This is a genomic window from Spirosoma daeguense (assembly GCF_054776875.1).
In genome coordinates, this window is record NZ_BAAHBF010000016.1 from 1 (window position 1) to 24,261 (window position 24,261).

Consider the following 24,261-nt stretch of genomic DNA (forward strand, 5'->3'; position numbering starts at 1 on the left):
ATGGTAGAGCCAAATTAGATTTATTACGACAGCGAGTCCTCTATCGATATTCAACCACACAAAGTGCGTAAGAGCCCATTTGGGGAGTATCATAGATTTATCTTGTTGGCAAAACTGGGATATGCCCAAAGTTACATTGTAACCTATAAGGAATCAAAAGATAGTACGCAGAACTTCTATGTGGTTCGACCGTCTAAAGAGTCAATCGTGGGTTTGTTGGTGCTCAATGACCACGGCTTATCCGATAGCACCAAGAGAATGGCCTTTCAACAAAGTATTATGATCCTAATCGTTGTGCCCACCAATTAGCCACTCCGGAATCTGACGGATAAAAAGATTTTGACGCGTATCCATTCGATGGTACAGGAGGTAGTGACTACCTATCGAATTGCTCCCCATAAAGTCGTCGTGGGTGACATGTCAGCCGCTGGTACCGGGGCAATTCGGTATGTCCAACTCGAGTAAAGCCAATTGGTGTGTTTGGCGTAGACGCCCCGCTTGATTATGAACGGCTCTACCGTGAGTATGTTCACGCCGTTGAACGACAGTACAATCCCGATGCCGTTGATGAAGGTAACCTAGTCATTGGCTACCTGAAGAGGCACCTAAAAGCCACTCCCCAGCAGAATCAAAAAGTGTATCAGCAGGTATCTCACCGTTTTGTTATTCAGCTCCTGAAGGCGGCAATGCTCGTTGGCTCAATAACACGGGGGTACGCTTATACATTGAACCCGATATTAGTTGGTGGATTAGTCAACGTCGAAAAGATTATTATGATTTAAATGCGGTCGATAGATAATGCGGCTTTGATCAATCGATTGCAGCTGAACGGAAATCAAACAGCCGAATTGCTGGTGAGTTCCAATCAAGGCGTGCGTGAGACTGGCGAAAAACATCCCCACTCCTGGAGCATACTAGATCAAAAGGAGTTGTTGAGTTGGTGCGTGCACCTGTTTACCAATAAAACCAGAGCGAAAGTTGTAGGTTCATCGACAAGTAAAAACTGATGTAAAAGTAAACAATCTTAAATAAGGCTCCCAACTGAGACGAGGGGTGTCTGAGAGTCCGTTAATTAGGCATTTTTTGACGTGGTAATCCAACCTACTCACCCCATTAACGACCAAAACCTAACTTGTTCAGGTAAATAGAAAATTAAGCCTATCTTTGATTCTATCAAGGGTGGCTATCAGATGCCCTTTTCTGATCAACATGAGAAAACAGCATCTAGCTGAGTCGACTGATTCAGCCCGTAGCCACCAACTTATAGCGAACACCCAAGGCTTGGATCAAAAGACGCCTAACCCAGGGTTTGTCCTTTGCCAAGCCATTCGGGATCATACCGAAAAAATGATCGATTGCCGATTCATTGAGCTGAATACGGCGTTTGAGGAACTCACTGGTGTCAATCGTCAAGAAGCTGTTGGCAAAATGGCTCGGGACGTATTCCCCACTCTTGAGCCAGCGTGGTTCGACACCTATCAGCAAGTAATGAATAGCGGGCAAACGATTCGCTTTGTGCAGTTTATTCCTAAATGGGATCGTTGGTTCGAGATGACGGCCTTTTTTTATGGCAACGACCAGTTTGTGATCCATTGCGACGACATCACCGCCCGCCAACAGGCACAGGAATCCCGGCAACAAAGCCAGGCCCGTCTACAGATGGCTCTGGATGTAGCCCAACTAGGTACTTGGAGTTGGAACCTGCTCACCAACGAGGGTTACCTGGATGCCCGAGGAGCGGAGCTAATCGGGCTGGCCCCCGGTTATCTAGCCAACGTAGCCCAGGCCCAGATGGCTAGCATACACCCCGACGATCTGGCTCGCACGGAAGCCGACGTGATGGCAGGTATCGCCCGGGAGCTACCCTTCGGCCTCAACTATCGGGTCATCCATCCCGATCAGAGCATCCACCATATTCGTTCCCGTTTCCATGTGGTAACCGACCTGACGGGAAACCCCGTGGAATTGATGGGTACAAATCTGGACACAACGGCTGAATATGAGCTAACGACAGCGCTACGCCAAAGCCAGGAGAAACAGGTCTTTTTACTCTTCCTGAGTGATGCGCTGCAGGCCTTATCGGATCCGATCGAGATCGAAACGACTACCGTCCAGCTGCTGGAGGAGTACCTGGGCGATACTCAGGTTCAGTTTAGCCAAATGAGCGGGCAAGCGGTGATCATTCATCCGGTCAATGGCAACCACCAGCCACTCAGAATGGATCAGTTCCGTTTGATGACCCTGAGTATAAAACCGCCTGTTTCCGACCGAGCGGGTCAGGTGCAGGTCGTTACCGATGTGGCCAGGGATCCCGTCCATACACTGACCGAACGAGCGACATTGCATGCCGCTCAGATTGAAGCCTATATCACCGTTCCTCTGGTTAAGCAACAGCAATGGGTTGCCACGCTGACGGTGCACAGTATCCAGGCGCGCTCCTGGACAGTGTCGGAGGTTGAATTGGTTCAAGAAACGGCGGAACGTATCTGGGCGGCCCTGAAACGGGCCAGCGCCGAAAAGGCCTTGAGCCAAAGCGAGGAGCAGTTTCGACAGTTGTCGGCGAATTTGGAAAGTCAGGTGCAACAGCGCACGGGGGAATTGGCGGCTGCTAACCACGAATTGGCGATCAATAACCAGGCCTTAGCCGAAGCCAATGGCTTGCTGGTTCGCTCGAATGCCAACCTACAAACCTTTGCCTATATCGCCAGCCACGATTTGCAAGAGCCCCTGCGCAAGATTCAGCAGTTTGGGGATCTTTTGAAAACACGTTATATAGAGCCCACTGGCGAGGCTCTGGTGTATCTGGAGCGGATGCAGACGGCAGCCTCTCGGATGTCGACGTTGATTCGGGACCTGCTGGATTACTCCCGTATTTCCACCCGTCGGGACCAGAGTGCTCCCGTCTCACTCCAGAGCATTGTGGCCACCGTGCTCAATACGTTAGACTGGATGATTCAGCAAACTGGGGCTCAGATTCAGGTTGGGCCGCTGCCTACATTACCAGGCGATGTCTCCCAGCTAGGGCAGTTGTTCCAGAACTTGCTCTCGAATGCCCTTAAGTTTGGTAAGCCCGGCGTTGCACCCCAGATTCAGATCCTGTCGTGTGGAGTGTTGGCCAGCCATTTGCCCAAGACGTTTACGCCCCACCAGGTGGTCGGCGGTTATTATCGGATCGATGTAGTGGACAACGGGATTGGTTTTGAGGAGAAGTATCTAGATCGTATCTTCCAAGTGTTTCAGCGTTTGCACGGCAAAAACGAGTTTGCCGGCACGGGCATCGGGCTGGCGATTTGTGAGAAGGTGGTGACCAATCACGGCGGGGCTATTACGGCTACTAGTCAGTCGGGACAGGGAGCCAGGTTTAGCGTTTACTTGCCGGGCTACGAGTAATGACTTAACCGGTGACTTTTGGTAATTCGGTCTGGCGAGCCTTTTAAGATGCATTCTTTTAAAGACAATTCTCATAAATCCCTCGATAGGCATTGCCCGTCAGTAATTTATAGGCCAATATCCGATAATACAACAAACCGCTACGGGAAACGAATCGATGATAAAGCGAGCCTATGTTTTGAGTTCTTTCAAGGCGAGACCCAGTGCCCGAAAAATTAGCAATAGAGTGGTTTATAGTAGGTGCACTAATGGGATGAAACCGGACTTATCGATCCTCTTCATTTTATGATGTTCTCACATATAGTCACAGACCGAGGCATGATTACCTTAAAATTTGAAGGCAGCTAGTAAGGCTGTAGTGTCAAGCTGAGCATCATTAAGTGTACAGTGTTGGCCGGCCTGGCAGCTCATAGCATAGAACATATCATCCAGAAAGCAGTAAATTGCAATTGTCTTGTCAGCTCTTAGGATTGATTTTAGAGCGTGAGGTACTTCAAAACTACCTCTGAGGTTGGCAATACCTACTATCTCGCAACTTGGGTTAAATTTATAAAATAGTGATTAATTAATCTGCAATAAGCTCTGTTCTTCGGGAACGGGCTTATTGCAGATTAATTAAAATTGAAGGTATATACGTAACGTAGCTACATTACCAACCCTTGTTCTGAGTTAACGATGGGTTCAGCGCAATTTCGTTAATCGGCAATGGCCACAGATAATCTTTGGCCGGATCGAACTTACGGAAACTGGCCTCCTGAACGAGAATGTAGTTATCGGCCGTTAGCCGTACCGCAGCTACTGTTCCGAACTCAGCTTTGAAGAAATAATTTCCCAGAATAGGCTTAGGTAACTCGATTTCGGCGGTTTTCCAGCGAATCAAATCCCAATAACGGAAACCCTCCTGCGCCAGCTCGACCCGACGTTCGCGACGGATTTCATCACGAACGTTCAGTCCGTTGGTTGTGGCAAAAGCATTTGTCAGTTTCGCTACGCCCCCCCGCTGCCGAAGTCGATTTACGGTCAAATCCAAATCGGCATCGCTGATCGAACCGTTCAGTTCGTAAAGAGCTTCGGCATACGTAACGAGCACCTCAGCATAGCGAAGAATAGGCCGATCGATTGTGGAGGCCGATGTGTTCCAGTCATCAATGTTAGCCGTTTTACGGAACATAAAGCCCGTTTTGTTGAACACCAGTGGCGCAATATCAAAGATGGGTTTTGTGGTCATCATCGGGTCACCTTTTTTCATGAACGTATCACTCATACGCGTGTCCCGGTTCACAAATACGTCGGTCGATACCACGGGCGCTTTATAAAGCGGTGAGCTGGTAATAGGCAACCCGTCTTTCATTAGGTACGAATCTGCCAGACTTTTGGTTGGATTCATATTCCCATTTTCCAGCGAACCCCGGTAATAGCTGTGCGTAACCACCCGCTCGGTCAGCGATACGCCGAATTGCTTGACGATAATATTCTCCCGGTTCTGACGCCCTTCGCCAACCATCTGAAACAGGTCGAAGTAAGCGCCTGTAAATAAGTCATGCTGTTTGCTGTCGATAACGGCTTTGGCTGCATCAACGGCCGCTTTGAGGTGCTTGGCTGGTTCACCGTAGTTATGGTATTTTGCGCGAGTCCCCTCAAACAGCGCTACCCGAGCCTTGAACGCCAAGGCCGACGTATTGCTCATACGTCCGAAATCGGCTGTACCCAGTACCGTATGCGTTGGCAGTTTTTGGGCCGCGAAATCCAGATCCTGATAAATTTGATCAAAAATGGCCGCTCGCGGACTGGCGGGGGCCATCAATTCCTTCGAATTTTCGTCCAGAATTTTTAGAATGAGCGGTACGTCGCCAAACCGCTGTACGAGGTTATAATACCCCCAGGCCCGGAAAAGCCGTGCTTCGGCAACGTAGCGATCAATGATCGACTGAGCCGTATTGGCAGCTGCACGAGGAGCTTTCTCGATAATATTATTAGCTGCCCGGATCAGGTTATAGTTTGTGTTGTAATTACCGTCCGTAGCGGGCGCTAAGCGGGAACCGTCGCTAATGTTGTTCGATGCTAATCCAATGGCATCATCCGACCAGACATCTTCCGTTGACCAGCCTGGCAAGAAGGTGTACAGGTAATTGGCGGCAAACTTAAGATCGCCCTCTGAGCGCCAGTAGGTCTGGTCGCTGATCGATGTTTCAGGAAGTCGCTCTACTTCGCAGGCTGGCAAACCTGCCAGCATACCGACCGTAACAGCGATATATTTAATTATAGTTTTCATATTTTATAATTCGTTCTGCAAACGTTGCCGATTAAAAAGAGAGGTTCAGACCCAATGAAGCGGTAGCAAAGAATGGATAATCGTTCTGTACACCATCACGCGTTTCGGGATCATAATAGCCCTGAAACGCTTTTAGGCCCGATAGCGTGAATAAATCCTGACCAGAGAAGAAGAACCGCGCCTGATTGATACGTACTTTCTGCGTCAGTGTAGAAGGCAACGTATAGCCGAACTGGAGATTTTTCATCCGAATGTAGCTGGCATTGAGCGTCCATTTATCCGAAGCCAGGTAGTTATGCGTAGCACCCACGTATGGGCGAGGATACAAGGCGTTGGGGTTTTCTGGAGTCCAGTAGTCGCTGTGAATAGCCAGCGCCTGTTTCCACGTAACCAGCAGTGGCGCAATGGATTCGGAGTTGGCCCGGTAACTACGTTTGCCAACGCCCTGCATAAATACCGTCAGATCAAAGCCTTTCCACTGCGCACTGAATGTAAACCCGTACTGATAGCGTGGGTTCGTCGTGCCCAATAGCGTCAGATCGCCATAATCAGCCGCCGACCCTTTCCCGACGGTAATCCGCCCGTCGCCATTCCGGTCAATGTATTTTACGTCGCCTGCACCTGAGCGGTTATCCTGGAAAGCCCAGTTTTTCACTTCATCGGCAGTCTGGAAATAACCAGCGGTCTGATACCCCCAAATCGTATTGAGGGCATAACCCTCAATCAAGCTGTTGGTCCCCGTGCCAATTACAGTGCGTGCCGAATAGCTCAGCAACTTATTGTTATTGTCGGCCAAATTAGCTGATATCGAGTACGTAAAATCCTTGCCAACCTGACCACGGTAACGAAGTTCGGTTTCCCATCCCCACGACTTCAGTTCACCATTATTCTGCCGGGGCGTGCCCACTCCAATTGTTCCGGGCAACTGCATGGGTGTCAGCATATTCCGGTTATATTTTATGTAGTAATCGCCGGTAAACTGAAGCTTGTTCTGAAAGAATCCGAGGTCGATCCCAATATCACTGGTTTCAATAGTTTCCCAAGAGAGAATAGCCGACGGAATGCCGCCCTGGAAGAGGTAAGACGCCCGCGAGTCGCCCAGTACCAGCGCGGAACCACGACTTAACTGACTCAGGTAATCGTAGTACCCAATGTTATCGCCCAGAGCGCCCCCTAACCGTCCCCAAGAACCCCGTACCTTTAGCTCCGTAATGGCTGGTACAGCAAACCAGCTTTCGCGCTGAACGTTCCAACCAGCAGAAACCGACGGAAATATTTTCGTTCGTAACCCCGGCGCTAGCTTTGAGCTTTCATCCTGCCTGATAGTCGCTTCGAACAGGTACTTGCCGTCGTAGTTGTAATTCAATCGTGCAAAGACCGACTGAAATGCCCGAGCGCCTACAAACTCACTGTTTGTCTTGGTTTTATCGTCTCCCAGGTTCAGCGTCGGCAGGTCATTACTAACCATATTGGTCGATGTAGTAATTATGTTTTCGTCCCGAAAGTCCTCCCACTGATACCCACCCAGCAGCGTAAAGTTGTGTTTTTCACCCAGTTTCAGATCGTATGTTGCCAGAAATTGAAGATTGGTGTTACGAATAAGTTCACGCCTTACCTGATAAGAGTTGGGGTTATTGGCGTAACTCAAGATACGAGAGCGGCCCCAGAGTGGTACCGTACGCGCGAATATCTCCCGATTGGCTGGCCGATACTGCACTCCAGCAATGGCACGTAGCGTCAGTCCTTTCACGAAATTAGCCGCCTGCAAATTTGCAACCCCATCAAATTGCCGCTTGGTATAGTTGTTGTAGCCGCCCGATTCCAGGATGCCATAGGCCGTTGCTGCCGATCCGGCGCCGTTGTAGCGTCCTTCGGGTGTAAAAAATGGCGTCCGGGTTCGTAGGCGATAGACCTGATAAAGCAACCCTTCTCCATCGACCCCAGCTGATGACTGCTGAATACGTTCAAGCGTGTACGACAGGCGCGTATCGAGGGTCAGGTGTTTGGTAAGCTGAGCGCCTAGATTCAGCCGAATATTATACCGTTTGGCATTGTCTGGCCCTACTTTAAACACACCCTGTTTTTCGTAATAACCCGCCGAAACGAGAAAATTAACCTTGTCGGAACCACCACGAGCCGTAAAGTTGTGCGTCTTCATGGACGTGAATTTGCGTAGTAACTGATCAGATAACGACTGCTGATTGTAATATAGATACGTACCCGTATCCGCTGGATTCACTACGTAGGGAATACCATCCCGAATGCGTTGCAGTTCTTCATCGGTGTACTCCGGAGCACTTCCCGAATTTTTACGAGACAGGTTTGAGAATAGTGCTTCATCCAGCAAACTCATACGGCCCGGTACGTTGATCGCCCAATCGGTACCGTACTGCGCCAGGTAATCGAATGTTACTTTTCCTGCTTTTCCTTTTTTTGTTGTAATCAGCACAACGCCCCCTGCAGCCTGCGCCCCGTAGATAGCCGCAGCAGCTGCATCTTTCAGTACGCTGATGCTTTCAACATCATTCGGGTTCATAGTGGTCATCGTCTCAATCGGTACGCTCACCCCATCCATCAACACCAGCGGATTAACGTTCCCGTTGGCCGACGTAACACCCCGGATTTGAAGGCTAATTCCCTGAGCGCCGGGTTGTCCACTCTGTCGTGTAATCGTTAGTCCAGGCGTTACGCCCTGCAAGGCATTGGCTAACGTAGCGGTTGGGCGGTTTTCAAGAGCTTTCGAATCGACGGTCGAAACGGCGCCGGTCAGGTTTACTTTTCTCTGCGTACCGTAGCCGACCACCACCACTTCTTCCAGTGCTTTATCGTCGTTCTGCAGCATGAGATTGATCACCGATCGGTTGTTTACCTCGATTTCCTGCCTGACATACCCCACAAAACTGACGATCAGTACAGCATTTCCATTGGGTACGTTCATCCTGAACTGCCCATTACCATCAGTCGTTGTACCACGCGTAGTGCCTTTTACCACCACACTCACACCGGGCAGGCCATCGCCTTTTTCATCTGTGATTTTTCCAGAAACAGGCTGGTCGGCGAGAACGTGTTTACCAACTCCTCCCGAATCGATTGCCAGTACAACCTGTGCAGAGAACGTTGTGCCCGTTAGCACTACACCCATGACCAAACTGTGTACCCATCGACTTATTGATACCGATGGACTCAAATAATGTAATCGTTTTTGCATAATGGTAATAAAAAAAATAAAAAATAATTACTGAAAAACCCCAAAATAGCCCTATTTATTTGCTAAACTTATAGAATGTAACCAAGCTATAATAGAAATAAATATAGAGTAAAATACAATGCAACTAATCCCCCTCTATTCCATTTATCTGCGTTTAATTGGACTAATGCGTTGCGCAATCGTTTGAATGGCGAGTGCAAACGATTGCGCAAAACACTTTTTTTACGCCTTCCCAGAATAGTTATCACCCTCATTTATTCATCAAGGCAACATGGGTAGCTCTTTACAATCTTTAGCTTATTGAATCATTGCGATTAACTCATCAATTATGCGATCCAATCAAGTACTTTGTCTCGTTGTTGTTCTGCTGATTCACGTAACCGTTTTCGCGCAAACCGATCATGTGGGAGCAGTAGCCAGGCTTGCAGATCACCCACGGATTCTGCTGCTGAAAGGCGAGGAGAAAAGCATACAACGTACCATCAGAGCCGATAATACTTGGGCGAAGATGCACCAGTCCATTCTCAGCGAATGCGATAGCCTGCTGGCGGTTGCCCCGCTGGAACGGATTCAGATTGGGCGTCGACTGTTGAGTACGTCTCGCGAAGCGCTACGTCGGGTGTTCTTTTTGTCTTATGCCTGGCGAATGACGAATGAGCCTAAGTATCTGAACCGAGCCGAGAGTGAGTTGCTGGCCGTTAGTACCTTCAGCGACTGGAATCCGACGCACTTTCTGGACGTAGCAGAAATGACAATGGCCGTTTCCATCGGGTATGACTGGCTTTACAAGGGTTTATCGGGTCAATCGCGCGCAACCATCAAAGAAGCGATTCTTAAAAAGGGTATTGAACCGTCGCTGGAGCCGAAATATAGCAGCTGGCTCCGAAGTACAAACAACTGGAATCAGGTCTGCAATGCGGGTATGTCGTACGGGGCAATGGCGATTTATGAAGAGCAACCCGAATTGGCCAAGCGGGTTATTAACCGGGCCATCGAATCAGTTGTGCTGCCTATGGGCGAATACAGCCCCGCCGGTGCGTACCCCGAAGGCTATAGCTACTGGGATTACGGAACGAGCTTCAACATTATGCTGATCAATGCCCTCGACAAGCTGTTCGGCAACGATTTTGGCCTTTCACAAAAACCCGGTTTCCTCCAGACAGCGAGTTATCTGGAAAACATGACCGGGCCAACCGGTTACCCATTCAATTACTCTGATGCTGGCCCCAATGCCGAACTGCAACCTGCCATGTTCTGGTTTGCTCAAAAACGAAATGATCCGTCGTTGCTCTGGGTCGAACGGGATCATCTGGTGAACGGAAATCCAAAAAAGCAGCTCAGAATCCGCCTTCTTCCGGCCATTATGCTCTGGAGCAATAGCATCAAAATCGATCAAATCACCAAACCGAAAGCCACCATGTGGGTTGGCAAAGGGCGTAGCCCGGTAGCTCTTATGCGGACTTCCTGGACAGATCCAAATGCGATTTTTGTGGGCTTGAAATCCGGCAGTCCTGCCGTCAGTCACGCGCACATGGACGTTGGGTCGTTTGTGATGGAAGCCGATGGCGTTCGCTGGGCTGTGGATTTTGGTATGCAGAATTACGAAACGCTCGAATCCAAAAAAGTTGATTTATGGAATATGAAGCAAAATTCGCAGCGCTGGGAGGTATTTCGCTACAATAACCTAGCACATAATACGCTCACCGTCAACAATGATTTACAGCGCGTAATGGGTAAGGCGACCATTAACAACTACGCTACGAATCAGAATTTCATGAACGCTCAAACGGATATGACCGACCTGTATCGGGGAGTGCTCCTCAAAGCAAACCGGGGCGTAGCGATTCTGCATCAATCAATTGTTGCCGTTCGGGATGAACTAGAAACGCCAGCAGTTGGCATCCCAGCCACCGGAACGCCGACTGCCGAAACATCAGTTCGGTGGACGATGATTACACCCGCCACGGTCAAGCTACTCGGAAACAACAAAGCGGAACTCACCAAAGACGGCAAGAAATTGATCATACAAGTACAGGAACCGGCTCAGGTTGAGCTAAAAACCTGGTCGACGGAGCCGACGCATGAGTACGATGCACCCAATCCGGGAACGATACGAATCGGTTTCGAGGTGAAGTTACCTGCCAACACCAAAGCACCACTGACAGTGTTGTTAATTCCCGAATCGTCTGTTTCAAAACCCTTACCGAACGTAGCGCCTTTGGAGCAGTGGCCGCGCTGATCTCAGAACGTAAATAGCAGGCTCGCACTCGGCAGCCTTGCCTTCTACGGTCTGTTACACGTTTTTTCTGTCGACAAGTGGTCGGCTTTAGTGTTTGGCTTCAGCACTGAGCAAATTTCTAATTCGGTGGTCTGGCACACTCAGCGTATAACCGCTGTAAACATGCCAGACGTTCGGTTCTTAGCGCCATGCTTTAGAATGTACCCAACCGATGCCCCACATTTCGCATGGAATAACCGCTGTATTGCCTGTTAGTGCTACGTCTGGTTGGACCGTCTGGGTTGGTTCATAAGCACCGGTCCACATCTGGTTGATCATCTCTTTCTGAGAAACCGCCGAACTGTCGCCAACGGTTTTGAGCCAGGTATCCATTTGGCCATGTAGGTCCTAAAGTTTGGCCTCGTATGCTGGTTTTTCAAACCGGTTGGTAAACTCATTCGGATCGGTCTGCGTATCTCAAATTTCCTCCATAGGTTTGGTATTTCGGAAGCAAATCATCTGCGTAGTGTTCAGTTTTTTTTGTCACTTAGCTGAACCATTTTTCTTATTATCGGGATAACAAGCCGATAGGTAATAGCCTGATAAAACGGTAATTCGGGCCTGAACGTCCATCGCCAACGGTATGTACCCAGTCGACAGGTCAATCCAACCGATCCCGGCCAGCAAAATGTATTTTCGGGCTGTAGCTCCATTTACTATGTCATAGTAGATGGCCTTTAAAAAACTTTTCCAAGAATTCTCACAAAATGCTCTTATTTATATTCTAGCATCCCTAAAAAATGGCCATACTGTCTCCAATGAGACCAGAGTAGGGCTAAGCTAGGAATCACAACAATTCAAGCCTTGTTTTTCGCGGTTCATCCACCCCGTTCCCCTGTTGAGGTAGATGAACCTAGTAGAGAGGACGTGGTATACCTTGCTTTGCACTAAATCAATCGACGATTTAAGTAAACGCGACCTCTCGAACCAATGAAAAAACTAGTGATTATGCTGTTGTCCCTAGGCATGTTGTCAGCAGCCTGCAAAAAAGAGGGCTCAGAAGGATTTGACCCAACCACCAACCCGCCAACCGCACCCGCCACAATTCCGGCTGAGTTAGTGGGCAAATGGTCCTACGGCACCTTTTCGCCGACAAATTTCTGGAATTACAACGGTACCTATGCCGGTAATGCCTATGAGCAAGCACTGGTGTTCGAGTTTCATGCCGATGGTACGTATGAGGAGTATGTGATCAACTCAACCACCAGTTACAATTGTCGAACGGAAGCCTATACCTATTTTAATGGAACCATCACCGTCAATCAAGCTAACCACTCCTTCGCTATTCAACCCACCAGTGGAAAATATCGGGGTTTTTATAGCTGCGCCCCCAAAAGCAACATTAATCGGGATGCCAAGCCAACTGAGTTGAAACCAGAACTGATGAACTATCAGATAGAATCGGGTAAGGGGGCAATCAATCTATCAGATGCGGATAATCCCCAAGGAGTGCGTTTAAAAGCAATAACTTGGTAACCTCGAATATCTGGTAATATTTTGGGTGGCACAATCGGCAACAAAGGTACTACGTCGATAGCCCAGTCGGCGCTAGGTTATTTTTTCCCGTTGACTAGCAACGTAGGCAACTCCGACAGGTTACGTAAAGGTTTATCAAGTCTTTTGTTATAAGTCCACAATGAATATACAAGCTTATCTGAAACGGATTAATTATGCAGGTAGGCCCGACATGAGTTTAGCCAACCTGTGCGCTTTGCATTGCCAGCATCTATTAACTGTACCCCTCGAAAATCTGGCTATCCATGCGGGTATACCCATTTACTTAAGTTTGGAAGCGCTGTTTGAGAAGATCGTGACCCAGGGCCGTGGGGGGATTTGCTATGAGTTGAATGGCCTGTTTTGTGAATTGCTACGGGAGTTAGGTTTCACTGTGCACCGAGTTTCGGGACGTACCTATATACCGGGCGAAATCGTCAACCCGGAATTTGATCATCTGGCATTGATTGTACACATTGATGAACAAGCTTATTTAGTTGATGTGGGACTAGGTCGGCGTTTCCCCATCTATCCACTACGTCTGAGTGTCAACCAGATTCAGGAAGATCGTACGGGTGATTATCGGATTACCCAACTTGATACCGCTACGTTCCTCTTAGCACAACGTACCGAATTGGGGCAGTGGGAAAAGGTGTATCAGTTCACGCTTATCCCTCAGAAAATGAGTGCATTCACCGATATGTGTCACTATCATCAGACCTCTCCGGATTCTTTCTTTACGCGTAATAGAGTCTGCACCCTCGTTACCGAAGCGGGTCGAATAACGTTATCTGACAGGCATCTGAAGGGGTCAATAAATGGTCAGCATATTGATCAGGACATTCGTAGTCAGCAGGCCTTTGAGAAATCATTAATCACCTATTTCGGGATATATCCTTACCGAAACCTGAATTGATGGGTCCTTTCAAGATGAATCCGTAAAGTTGAACGGCTATAAGAGATCATTTCGTCATCTACCGAAATGGTAAGCACTTCATGCATGAGCAGAACGAGTGATTCAGTTTGACAAAATACTTTCTCAGGAAAATATCCAATCCTTTGGCTGGGCAAGCATATTACGACGGATCACATCTTTATGCGATTGGCTTTCATTGCACACCACCTTTTGAACGCCGTATCTTTGAGAACGTAATCGTAAATCTGCAATTATAGTGTTCTGGCGATGTTTTTTGTCCTTGCTGGTCATTTCCCTCTTCAGTCGTGAGGGCTTATGGGCCCAACCTACTGACGTATCTTTTCAGCAGTACACTACCCAGGAAGGGTTATCGAACGATCAGGTTACGGCCATTTTGAAGGACCGGCGCGGATTTATGTGGTTTGGTACCGTGAACGGCCTAAACCGCTTCGATGGGGTAAAATTCACCATCTACAAACGAAATGAGGGAAGAGACGGACTTCCCGGCAACTACATCGTGTCCGATGGATTGACTGAGGATCGAGATGGTTTTATCTGGGTTTCTACCAACCGAGGGCTTTGCCGATATAATCCCCAAACTGATCATTTTCAACCCATTACGCTCCCCCAGCAGCGGGACCAGTTAGCCGATAACGATTTTGTTTCACCGGTCCGTTTCGACCAGGCCGGCATGGGATGGTTTGCTTCGGTGGATCACCTCTATCGTCTGGAACCTCGTACCAAAAAATTGACTGCCTTTCCAACTCCGGTCATTCACCCCGGCGCGTTTGCCATACCGATTCCCGATCGACATGGCAACATTTGGGTGTGGCACTGGGGTGCTATCTACCGCTTTGACCCAGTAAATCGGTCCTATACATCATTCCCCATAACGGATGTCCGACACCCGCACGCATCGCAACTGGTAGAACGGTTGACCCTACAAAACGGACACCTTTATGCCCTCCTGAAACAGGGTGAAGTGCGCCAGTATGACCTGGCCACTGATCGTTTCAACCCCTGTTTTACCCATGCACAAGCCAGTACCGAACTGGTAGAAGATCGACTACCCGATGGGCGACTATTATTCTGGCTGGGGGGCTATAATCGGTTAACTGCTTACATACCTTCAAAGAAACAATTTACCGAATTTACACACGTAGCAAACGATCCGTTGAGTTATCCGGGGGGAACGGTCGGAATTATGTGGGCTGATCGGCAGGCGGGAATCATCTGGATAGGCACTTCAGAAGGCATCGTGAAAATAGATCCGGTCGCCCTGAAATTTAGCCGCAAATGGTTACCCAATCAGTCCTCAGAGTCGCTGGAACCGGTAGAAATCATTCGTCAGGATTACCAGAAAAATGATACGTATTGGGTTTTGGGGCATTGTATGCTTTATCGGTGGGATCGTTCATCCGGTTCATTAGTCCCGATCCCCAATGAACCTGGCCTACCTAACTGTCTATATTATGACATGATACAGGATAAGCAGGGGCGGTTATGGCTTGGTACACAAGGAGGTATCGCGATTTATGATCCAGCTACCCGGCACTGGCAGATTCGTCGTGACATTGGGTCAAAAATTCGATCGGCCCAACTCACCGTGCCAACCCTGTGCCAGGGAGCCGACGGTCGTATCTGGGTGGGTACTACGTCCGAAGGGCTGTTCTGGTATGACCTAGCCACAAATCTGTTTCAACGGTGGTCATCGCCAGGACCGGATCAATTGCCGACGGGGATCAGCTTACTTCAGACCGACCTTCGTGGCTGGGTTTGGGCTAAAACTCGAGCGGGACTATTCCGACTGAATCCGGCTACCAGTCAAACGAAACGAATGCAGTTGAGCGGGGGCGAAAAAAACGTTCAACCATCTGACCAGATCCATAGTACGTTTTATGTCGACAAACAGGGGAAACCCTGGATTTCGGGCATTGACTTTCTGGTTCAAACTGATACGAGCGGCCAAATCCAGCAAACCTATACGTTGGCTAACGGTCTGCTCGCCGATCATGTGTTCAGTATCGCCGAAGATCAACGAGGGCACCTTTGGCTCGCCAGTGATGAACAACTGCACGAGCTAGACCCCAAAACGAAGCGATTTCGGTATTATAATGAAGCCAACGGTTTATTTTCCAATACCCAGTTTAAGACGATCAGCCTGGATCGACAAGGATCGCTTTTCACCGGGTTTAAAGGCGCTTTTGCCTATTGGAAACCCGAGAGTCTTCGGCAAAATAACGTACCGCCCCCCGTCGTAATCACCGACATTCGGGTCAATAATCGACCAAGAACAGTAGCATCCACGATTCAACTCGAACCACAGGAAACGACACTGGCTATTGATTTTGCGGCTCTCAATTTCAGTCAGTCCGATAAAAACCGCTACGCCTACCAACTCGTGGGTTTTGATACCGACTGGCTCATGACTAATGACCGTACCACTACGTACACCAATCTCGAACCGGGCAGTTATACGTTTCGGGTGAAGGCCGCCAACAATGATGGTGTCTGGAATGAAACGGGTGCTACGTTGCTAATTCGGGTCGTACCGCCGTATTGGAAAACACCTTGGTTCCGACTGCTCGTGATTCTGCTCGTTTTCGGAATTATCTATGCCATTTTTCGGTACCGCGAAGGGCAACGGCTGCATCTCGAACGTATCCGGGACCGAATCGCGACCGATTTGCACGACGATATGGGCTCAACGCTCAGCAGCATTCGTATTTTTAGCGACGTAGTACAACAACAGATTGCTCCCACAACGCCTGAAGCCGTGCCCATTCTACAACGGATTAGCAACAGCGCCACTACCTTATCGGAGTCGATGCAGGATATTATCTGGACCATCCAGACGAACCACGACCGTCTGGAGGACGTAGTGACCCGGATGCGGGAATTTGGTTTGAAAATGGCTGAGGCAAAAGGTATTACGTTCCGGATGGACGTATCAGATCAGTTCGAGAAAACTCGCCTGAACGTAGAGCAGCGACGCAATCTGTACCTTATTTTTAAAGAAAGTATTAACAACGCCGTGAAATACGCCGAAGCCTCACGGATTGATGTTAACCTGAGCATCAACGCAGGAAAACTACTGCATCTCACAATAAGAGATGATGGGCGAGGATTCGATCCGGCCACTGTTCAACCGGGCAATGGCTTGCCTAACCTGCAGAAACGGGCTCGTGAAATTGGGGGCAATCTGGTATTAACGGCAAAGCCAGGTGCTGGGACGGCGATAGAACTACGGACAAAATTATGACGGATTCCATCAAAATAGTCTATTACGAAGACAATCGCGACCTGCGCGAAGGTATCTCTTTTTTACTTCAGGCTACGCCGGGACTGGAACTGCTCGGAGCCTTTGCCAACTGCCGGAACCTAACGGATGAAATGCGGTCACTACGTCCCGATGTGGTGCTGATGGACATTGACCTGCCCGGCATCACCGGCATTGAAGCCGTTCCCATTGTAAAAGCGACATCGCCCCAAACCCAGGTGCTGATGCTGACGGTTTTCGATAACGAAGAGAAGATTTTTCAGGCCATCCGCAACGGAGCCAGCGGGTATCTGCTGAAACACACACCACCCTCGGAAATCATTGCCGCCATTTTCGATGTTCACAGGGGGGGCTCACCTATGACCGCCAATGTAGCCCGGCAAGTGCTACGTTTCTTCCAGCAGCAAAATGCCTTGCCCACTGACAATTCATCGCCCAACGTAGCGATTCCAGCGTCCCGACCTACCGCTGATGAGTACAAACTGTCGACTCGTGAGCTGGATATCGTGAAAGGGTTGGTGGCTGGTTACAGCTACAAACTTATTGCTGATGATCTCCATATCAGCATCGATACCGTTCGCTCTCACATTCGCCATATTTACGACAAATTGCAGGTCAACTCCAAAACCGAAGCCATCCTGAAAGCCATGCGGGAGGGGCTGGTGTAACTGACTCCACGAAAACCCCTAAATCCCCTGAAGGGGACTTTGTCTAAGTACGAACAAAGTCCCCTTCAGGGGATTTAGGGGTTTTGGCGCATGTTTAACTCAAAAATCACATCATTCGAGACTCGTTGTGTCCCCTTTTTCACATGTTTGTGCGATTGATGGGCGTTTGGTAGACAGCCAACTTTGTAGTCACTAATGAACACTACAAAATGAAACGTCAACTTTCCTCTACCAACCGCATGGTCAACCTATTTACCCCCTCTGGTGTAGATTTGTTATTGATTGGCTTCCTCTACCTGTTCAGCATTAGCCTGCTCGCTTCCGCTTCTTTTGCCCAGCAACCAAGCCGCACTAAAGTTCTCGGTTCGGTACGTGATGTGGCCGGAAAACCGGTTGAATTTGCAACGATACTTCTTGTAAAAGCAAGTACACCAGCTACCAGCCAATCGGCGGCTACGGCCCAGTTGGTTAAAGGGGCCGTAACCGCCGTTAATGGGCAATACGTTGTTGATAATATTGCACCGGGAACGTATCAAGTTGCTGCCCAACTGGTTGGCTATCAGAAAACAACATCTGCCCCCTTTACTGTAGTAGCTGATCAGCCGGAGATGAACGTAGCGCCCATTACGTTGGCCCAATCCGAGCAAACACTCAGTGAAGTAACGGTTGCAGCCAGGAAGCCCTTTATTGAGCAGTTGCCGGATAAAACGGTGATCAACGTAGCCAACAGCATCGTTTCGGCGGGGGGCACGGCGCTGGAAGTGCTGGAAAAAGCACCCGGTGTATTTGTCGATAATCAGAATGATCGCATTACGTTGAAAGGTCGTGAAGGGACGCTGATTATGATCGACGGGAAACCAACCTATCTATCGGCGCAGGAAGTGGTGAATCTGCTCCGGAATACGCCAGCCAACGGGATTGAAAGCATTGAGCTCGTAACAAATCCATCGGCCCGGTATGATGCGGCTGGCAATGCGGGAATTATTAACATCCGACTCAAACGAGGGAGCCGTAAAGAGGGCACAAACGGAAGTGCTACGTTGGGAGCGGGTTATGGGCAACTTCCCAAAGCCTCGGCAGGATTAACGCTGAATCACCGGGCGAACGGCTGGAATTTATTTGGCAACTACAACTACGATTACCGCGAATCGTTCGCTTCAGTCGATGCGTTGCGGAAGTTTGGTTCCGGCGATTCACTGACAACGGTAAATAACCTCGGCTATCGACCCAGTACTGCCAAAAATCATACCTTTAAAGTCGGCGCTGACTATGCGTTGACTAAGCGTACTACGTTCGGTGTAATGGCCAACGGCCTGTTCAGCAACAGTCAGGCGATCATCGACAATAAAAATCTTGTCTACAATGCGAAAGGGCAGTTGGAGCAGATGCTGACCATGATCAATACGTCAACGCGCGGCACACAGCGCGTAGCGGTCAATGCAAATGCCAAACACACATTCGATTCGTTAGGACGCGAGTTGAATGTTGATCTGGACTATTCTCTCGTAAATATTCAGCCGCAGGATAACATGCGGACGCGCTACTTAGGCGCTGGTGGCGAAGAAACACAACCCGAACTCGTACAACGAAATCGGCCCCCATCGACCGTAACAATTCGGGCTGCGAAAACCGATTACATGCATCCGCTACGTAGTGGCGGTCGACTGGAAGCGGGTGGTAAAGTGTCTTACGTAACGTCGGATAATGATGTTCGTTTCGAGACACTGACCGAGACGGGCTACGTACCCGATCCCCAACGTACCAATCATTTTCTCTACAACGAAACCATCACAGCGGGTTATCTCAACGCAAATCGCGACTGGGGAAAATGGTCTATTCAGGCTGGATTACGGGCCGAGCATACGCGCTCGCTGGGAAACTCTGTTACGTTAAGCAAAGTCGTAGATCGTAAGTACCTCAACCTGTTTCCAAGCGCGTTCCTGACATACAAAATTAATGAAGACCACCAATGGCGCGCGTCCTATAGCCGACGTATCGACCGCCCGAACTATCAGGATCTAAATCCATTTGTGTATGTCATGGACCCTTACACTTATTATCAGGGAAATCCATTTCTGCGGCCGCAGTACACCAATGCGTTTCAGATAGGCTATACGTACAAAAATGAAACGAACATCAGCCTGAGCTACAACCATACTACTGATGTCATTACGGGTGTCAACGAGCAACAGGAACGTATTATGCGGGTAACCACCGTAAATCTGGCGGCTCTGGACAATATCAACCTGAGCATCAGTCTGCCAATTAAGGCGACCAGATGGTGGACACTTCAGCCCAGCGCTAACGTATTCTGGAATGCTTATAACGCAGAGTTTGCCGAACAGCGACTCGATTATCGGCAATTATCGGCGAACGTTACGTTGAACCAAAGTTTTATGTTACCTCACGGCCTAACGGCTGAGTTATCCGGTTTCTACAATTCACCACTGGTTTATGGCATGATGCACATACGGGGAATGGGCCAGTTGAGCGTGGGTGTTCAGAAAAGCTTGTGGCATAAGGCGGCTACATTGCGGCTGAATGTGAGCGACGTACTGAACACCTTACGGTCGGCCGGAACAATGAACTTTGCGACGACGAACCTGAGCTTCGTCAATCAATGGGAGAGTCGGGTGGCACGGCTCACGTTTACCTACAATTTCGGCAATCGCACGATAAAAACTACGCGCCAGCGTCGGTCGGGTGTCGAGGAGGAGCAAAACCGCATCGGTGGCGGCAATAATTAACACTCCCGATACTTGTAGTCTCATCCGAATTTTCTGGTCAATTTGGCTTCAATTACATATGTAGCCTACTCATTTATACTTTTTAACAGCATCTAAACAACAAATCTCAATGAAAATACTAGCCAAATCAACCTCACTCATCGCGCTGCGAGTAATCTTACTTCCGGCCTGTAGCCTAGTCAGGAGGAGGTTAGCAAAACAGTTAGGTTATTCCTACTACGTCGAAACAATACATTGTACTGCTATGACCATACGTTTTCTTTTCCTGTTTCTTTTTTTAAATACGACCTTATCGGCTCAAACCAACTATGTCGCTAACTCACCAACCCCCAACGCACCCGGTGCCTTTAACACGCTAATTGGCGTTACAGCCGGTAATGCCCAAATGACCGGAGAGCGCAACACGCTGACGGGCTTTGCCGCCGGTAAATCCATGACCACGGGGGTACACAACGCCTTCTACGGGGTGGATGCGGGACAGTCTAATTCCAGTGGAAGCGCTAACACCTTTATGGGTTATGAAGCCGGACTCGAAAACACCGGCGGATCAGGAAATACATTTCTAGGTAGGGGGGCTGGGCAAAATAACACCACCGGATCAAACAATGTCTTTACCGGGCAAGTCACCGGTCAAAGCAACACCACCGGCACCAATAATGTCTTTGCCGGCGTATCAGCTGGTCAATTCAACACCACCGGATACAATAACATCTTTACCGGTAGAGATGCGGGCCAAAACAACACCACTGGCTTTAATAACGTCTTTACGGGTCACATTGCCGGGCAAAAGAATACCACCGGCAGTAATAACGTCTTTACGGGAGCCGCTGCAGGACTAAATAACACGACCGGATCGGACAACGTCGTTACGGGTAAAGATGCGGGGTACTATAATACCTCTGGCCGATACAACTCCTTCTATGGAGGGAGTGCAGGAAAAGCGAATACATCGGGATGGTATAATACGTTTATGGGCTTTGGTGCTGGAATATATACCACTACTGGGGAGCGGAATACTTTTTTGGGGGCAAGTGCGGGACGCGATAATACGACGGGCTACTATAATGTCTTTACGGGCACAGGAGCCGGGCAAGTCAACACCACCGGATCTAGTAATCTGTTTGCCGGAACATTCGCCGGAAGTGACAATACTACCGGAACTAATAATGTGTTTATAGGCGGGTATGCGGGTCATGATAGCGAGACCGGTAGCTACAATGTAGTGATCGGGCATAGCGCTTACCTAACTCGTCCCAATCTGTTCCAGGCAGTAGCCATTGGCTACAATTCAAGAGTTGCCGTAAGCAGTGGCATTGTGCTGGGTAATCCCGATAACACCAGTATCGCCGTGGGCATCGGCACTGACTCGCCTGAGTACCCCCTAGATGTGCGGGGCACAATCAACCTGCGCAGCAAAGGCACGCTTAAGTTTAGTCATCTGTCCAACCCCAATCTGCGCAGCGGGGCTACCGATCAGTTTCTCACCGTCAACGAAGGGGGTGAAACCGTACTAGCCCGCTACCAGGTGAGGCTAAGCAGCCCCGATCAATGGGCGGACAAGGTGTTTGAGAAGGGGTACCTGCTACGACCTTTGTCCGAGGTCGCCCAGTATGTAAGCAAAAACAAGCACTTGCCCGGCATTCCCTCTGCTCAGGAGATGGTCAAGGAAGGTATGAGCTTAGCAGGGTTGAACGCTAGGTTACTGGAAAAGATTGAAGAGCTGACGCTTTACAGTATTCAACAACAGAAACAGATTGAGAAACTAGAGAAACAGCAGCATCAAGAGATTGACGAGTTGAAAGCATTTGTTAAACAATTGCTTTCAAGGAAATAAAGAATCGATTTTACCAGGGTACGACACAGCTTTACCGCTTGTGTTTCTCGCCTACCAGTGTAGCGAATAGGGCATTTTGTTGAATCCAAGTTGAATGGCTATCTGAGGGCAGATAGCCGTTTTATAGTCGTCAGTGGGGATGGAGTTTATTCAATGATGGTAGAACTGCATTATTACCATCTAATTAATATTCTCACCTAACGCTTATTTATTCAGACTAAACCAAACCATTGGAGAGTTAAGAGCTATAGTGCCCAAGCAATTTCTTAAATTTAATTGCTATAGTGGAGTGGTAATGGCTTGATATGGTTGGATGTGGTTTACTAAGCTAAGCACTATGCTTCCTGGTAAAATTAGATAACATTTTCGGCTTGGAATAAATCTGACCTACTGAAAAGCTAAGGGAACGCGGATACAATCACAATCTTTTTTGTATAAGTAATGCTGACCAACGACTGTTTTTTTGCCGTTGAGTTACTCGTTTGAGCTCGATAAATAGCATGCCACTCTCATCCGTTTCAAGCTATCCATCCTTCATTAAAAAACGAAACTTATCTGCATTTGGGTGCTTGGCTACTGTCATTGCAATAGCTTTATACGTATTGGTTTGGCTGTAAAACCAACCGATCAAACAAATGGCCAGCAGTAACGGAATCCCCCAGTTTAGTCCTTTACCCGAACTGATTCAATTATAAGGGATCAACGATAATACTTGTGGAGCAACTTCGATTAAGCATATAACTGAGTTAGCCGATACAAGAAGAACTCTACGTTCCTCCCCCCTCTGGACTGACTTCGAAACGCTTTTATTTTGGCATTGAAGGACTCCGCCGAAGCATTCGTACTGTGGTTATCAAAGTAGTTCAGAATCGTCTCATAGTGGTTCTGAATGGAGCGAGCCACCGTGTTGAAGGCTTTGAAGCCCGCTTGGCGAACCTTCTCGTGCCAGTTGGCCAAGCGAGCTAAACCGTAGAGTTTGTCCGTCGTATTCTGGAAGATACAGCTCAGCGTTTGACTCAATTCATAGGCCTTCTTTAAATCAGGATATCGCTCGAAAAGCAGGCCAGCTCGTTCTTGCTGACTTTGGCTCCAATCGGTGGATTTTTTATAGAGCACATACCGGCTGCGAGCCAGCAGCTGTTTGAGCGTATAGCCATTGGTAAGAATATCGGGTTGATAGTCCATCTGCTTGAGCTTCGCTTGGTCAATGGCCTGATTTTCGGCCTTCAGGGCTTGCCAGCGATACTCAATCCGCATCTCCTGAACAGCCTCTAGGGCTAATTGTTGTACATGAAAGCGGTCAGTTACCTGCGTGGCTTGGGGAAAACATTTCTTAGCGATCAGGCCCATGTTACCCGCCATGTCCAGAGTAATTTCGGCTACCTTAGTGCGCTGTCTGAGTGGGAGTTGTCTGAGTACTTGAATGACTGTTTCGGCCTTCGTTCCAGCCACAATCGTCACGATACCGCCCTTGCCTCCTTTAGCAGCCTTATTGGTCAGGATCGTATACAGTTCACCCTGCGATAAACTCGTCTCATCAATCGAGAGATGGGACCCCAAGTTTCGCCGAAATAGCAGCCAGTCTTTGGCATGGGCTCGTTGATCCCAGTGGGTAAATCAGCTCTGAAAATCACGGTAGTGGCGTAGTAGGGCTCGACCAGCAACCCCATAAAAGCCGCCAATCGATCGAAGGCTAGTAGGGTTGGTATCGTCGGACGGCCGATGCCGCTGATATCTTTTAAAAAATTCGCGAATTCACTCGTCATTCGCGTTCCGTCGGCTACTTGAGTCCAGTGCCGATAAACGACTTTACCCGTTTTTGTATTGAGCCAATGACGACGCTTGATATGAAGGAATACTTGATGTCCACGGATGGGGAAATCCTGGACGGTAATAGTGGGGAAAAAGCCTTTGGAGAGCAAGCTTTTCCGTTCTGGATCATTAGGGTCGGAATTTTTCTCTTCGATATGTACTTGAAACACACCATCCTGACGGTCAATGGAAGTCAACTCGAAATTTTCTAGGATGAACTCAGGCAGCAGGAACTGAATGATTAGTAAGAAACTCTCCAAAATGGTTCGGTTTGATTAGAGGCACAAACGGATCAAGGTCAAAAGTTGTGGAGCATCTTGGATTAAGCATATAACTGAGTCAGCCGGTAGAGGAAAAACTCC

General features: G+C 48.7%; 15 protein-coding genes. 10 read left to right on the top strand and 5 right to left on the bottom strand.

The window, feature by feature from the left end; translation table 11 throughout:
* Window positions 1-476: 476 nt before the first annotated feature.
* The 3 genes from ACYVD4_RS31600 (at window position 477) to ACYVD4_RS31610 (ending at window position 3,390) form a co-directional block, all read left to right on the top strand.
* Window positions 477-782, top strand: a complete 306-nt coding sequence (locus ACYVD4_RS31600) for a hypothetical protein (RefSeq protein WP_460952405.1) — start codon at window positions 477-479, stop codon at window positions 780-782.
* On the top strand, window positions 783-1,007 hold the full coding sequence (locus ACYVD4_RS31605) for a hypothetical protein (protein WP_460952406.1): 225 nt from the start codon (window positions 783-785) through the stop codon (window positions 1,005-1,007).
* A gap of 202 nt (window positions 1,008-1,209) precedes the next feature.
* Complete coding sequence (locus ACYVD4_RS31610) at window positions 1,210-3,390, top strand: sensor histidine kinase (RefSeq protein ID WP_460952407.1); 2,181 nt, start codon at window positions 1,210-1,212, stop codon at window positions 3,388-3,390.
* Between the two features lie 649 nt (window positions 3,391-4,039).
* Here ACYVD4_RS31610 and ACYVD4_RS31615 read toward each other — a convergent pair.
* Together ACYVD4_RS31615 and ACYVD4_RS31620 are read right to left on the bottom strand one after the other, a co-directional pair.
* On the bottom strand, window positions 4,040-5,662 hold the full coding sequence (locus tag ACYVD4_RS31615; protein WP_460952409.1) for a RagB/SusD family nutrient uptake outer membrane protein: 1,623 nt from the start codon (window positions 5,660-5,662) through the stop codon (window positions 4,040-4,042).
* A 31-nt stretch (window positions 5,663-5,693) separates the two neighbouring features.
* On the bottom strand, window positions 5,694-8,870 hold the full coding sequence (locus ACYVD4_RS31620; protein ID WP_460952410.1) for a SusC/RagA family TonB-linked outer membrane protein: 3,177 nt from the start codon (window positions 8,868-8,870) through the stop codon (window positions 5,694-5,696).
* A gap of 328 nt (window positions 8,871-9,198) precedes the next feature.
* Between ACYVD4_RS31620 and ACYVD4_RS31625 the strand changes: the two genes are divergently transcribed.
* Window positions 9,199-11,109 (top strand): heparinase II/III domain-containing protein, encoded by a 1,911-nt coding sequence (locus ACYVD4_RS31625; RefSeq protein ID WP_460952411.1) that lies wholly within the window; start codon window positions 9,199-9,201, stop codon window positions 11,107-11,109.
* Between the two features lie 180 nt (window positions 11,110-11,289).
* Here the strand turns inward: ACYVD4_RS31625 and ACYVD4_RS31630 are convergent, their stop codons facing one another.
* Window positions 11,290-11,481 (bottom strand): hypothetical protein, encoded by a 192-nt coding sequence (locus ACYVD4_RS31630; RefSeq protein WP_460952413.1) that lies wholly within the window; start codon window positions 11,479-11,481, stop codon window positions 11,290-11,292.
* Window positions 11,482-12,078: 597 nt separating this feature from the next.
* Here ACYVD4_RS31630 and ACYVD4_RS31635 point away from each other — a divergent pair.
* The 6 genes from ACYVD4_RS31635 (at window position 12,079) to ACYVD4_RS31660 (ending at window position 22,087) form a co-directional block, all read left to right on the top strand.
* The gene (locus ACYVD4_RS31635) at window positions 12,079-12,624 is read left to right on the top strand and encodes a hypothetical protein (RefSeq protein ID WP_460952414.1); all 546 of its coding nucleotides are present in this window, start codon (window positions 12,079-12,081) and stop codon (window positions 12,622-12,624) included.
* A 160-nt stretch (window positions 12,625-12,784) separates the two neighbouring features.
* Window positions 12,785-13,558 carry an arylamine N-acetyltransferase family protein gene (locus tag ACYVD4_RS31640; RefSeq protein ID WP_460952416.1) on the top strand — a complete coding sequence of 258 codons (774 nt, stop codon included), beginning with the start codon at window positions 12,785-12,787 and terminating at the stop codon, window positions 13,556-13,558.
* 280 nt (window positions 13,559-13,838) lie between these two features.
* On the top strand, window positions 13,839-16,820 hold the full coding sequence (locus ACYVD4_RS31645; RefSeq protein WP_460952417.1) for a sensor histidine kinase: 2,982 nt from the start codon (window positions 13,839-13,841) through the stop codon (window positions 16,818-16,820).
* Window positions 16,817-17,506 (top strand): response regulator, encoded by a 690-nt coding sequence (locus tag ACYVD4_RS31650; RefSeq protein ID WP_460952419.1) that lies wholly within the window; start codon window positions 16,817-16,819, stop codon window positions 17,504-17,506. The genes ACYVD4_RS31645 and ACYVD4_RS31650 overlap by 4 nt, the downstream gene beginning before the upstream one ends.
* Before the next feature lie 209 nt (window positions 17,507-17,715).
* On the top strand, window positions 17,716-20,253 hold the full coding sequence (locus tag ACYVD4_RS31655) for a TonB-dependent receptor domain-containing protein (protein ID WP_460952421.1): 2,538 nt from the start codon (window positions 17,716-17,718) through the stop codon (window positions 20,251-20,253).
* Between the two features lie 244 nt (window positions 20,254-20,497).
* Window positions 20,498-22,087 (top strand): autotransporter outer membrane beta-barrel domain-containing protein, encoded by a 1,590-nt coding sequence (locus ACYVD4_RS31660; RefSeq protein ID WP_460952422.1) that lies wholly within the window; start codon window positions 20,498-20,500, stop codon window positions 22,085-22,087.
* A 729-nt stretch (window positions 22,088-22,816) separates the two neighbouring features.
* On the opposite strand, the gene ACYVD4_RS31665 is transcribed toward ACYVD4_RS31660, so the two are convergent.
* Together ACYVD4_RS31665 and ACYVD4_RS31670 are read right to left on the bottom strand one after the other, a co-directional pair.
* Entirely contained in the window at window positions 22,817-23,647 is an 831-nt protein-coding gene (locus tag ACYVD4_RS31665) for an ISAon1 family transposase (protein WP_460952424.1), read from the bottom strand.
* Complete coding sequence (locus ACYVD4_RS31670; RefSeq protein WP_460952426.1) at window positions 23,584-24,159, bottom strand: ISAon1 family transposase N-terminal region protein; 576 nt, start codon at window positions 24,157-24,159, stop codon at window positions 23,584-23,586. The genes ACYVD4_RS31665 and ACYVD4_RS31670 overlap by 64 nt, the downstream gene beginning before the upstream one ends.
* Between the last annotated feature and the right edge of the window lie 102 nt (window positions 24,160-24,261).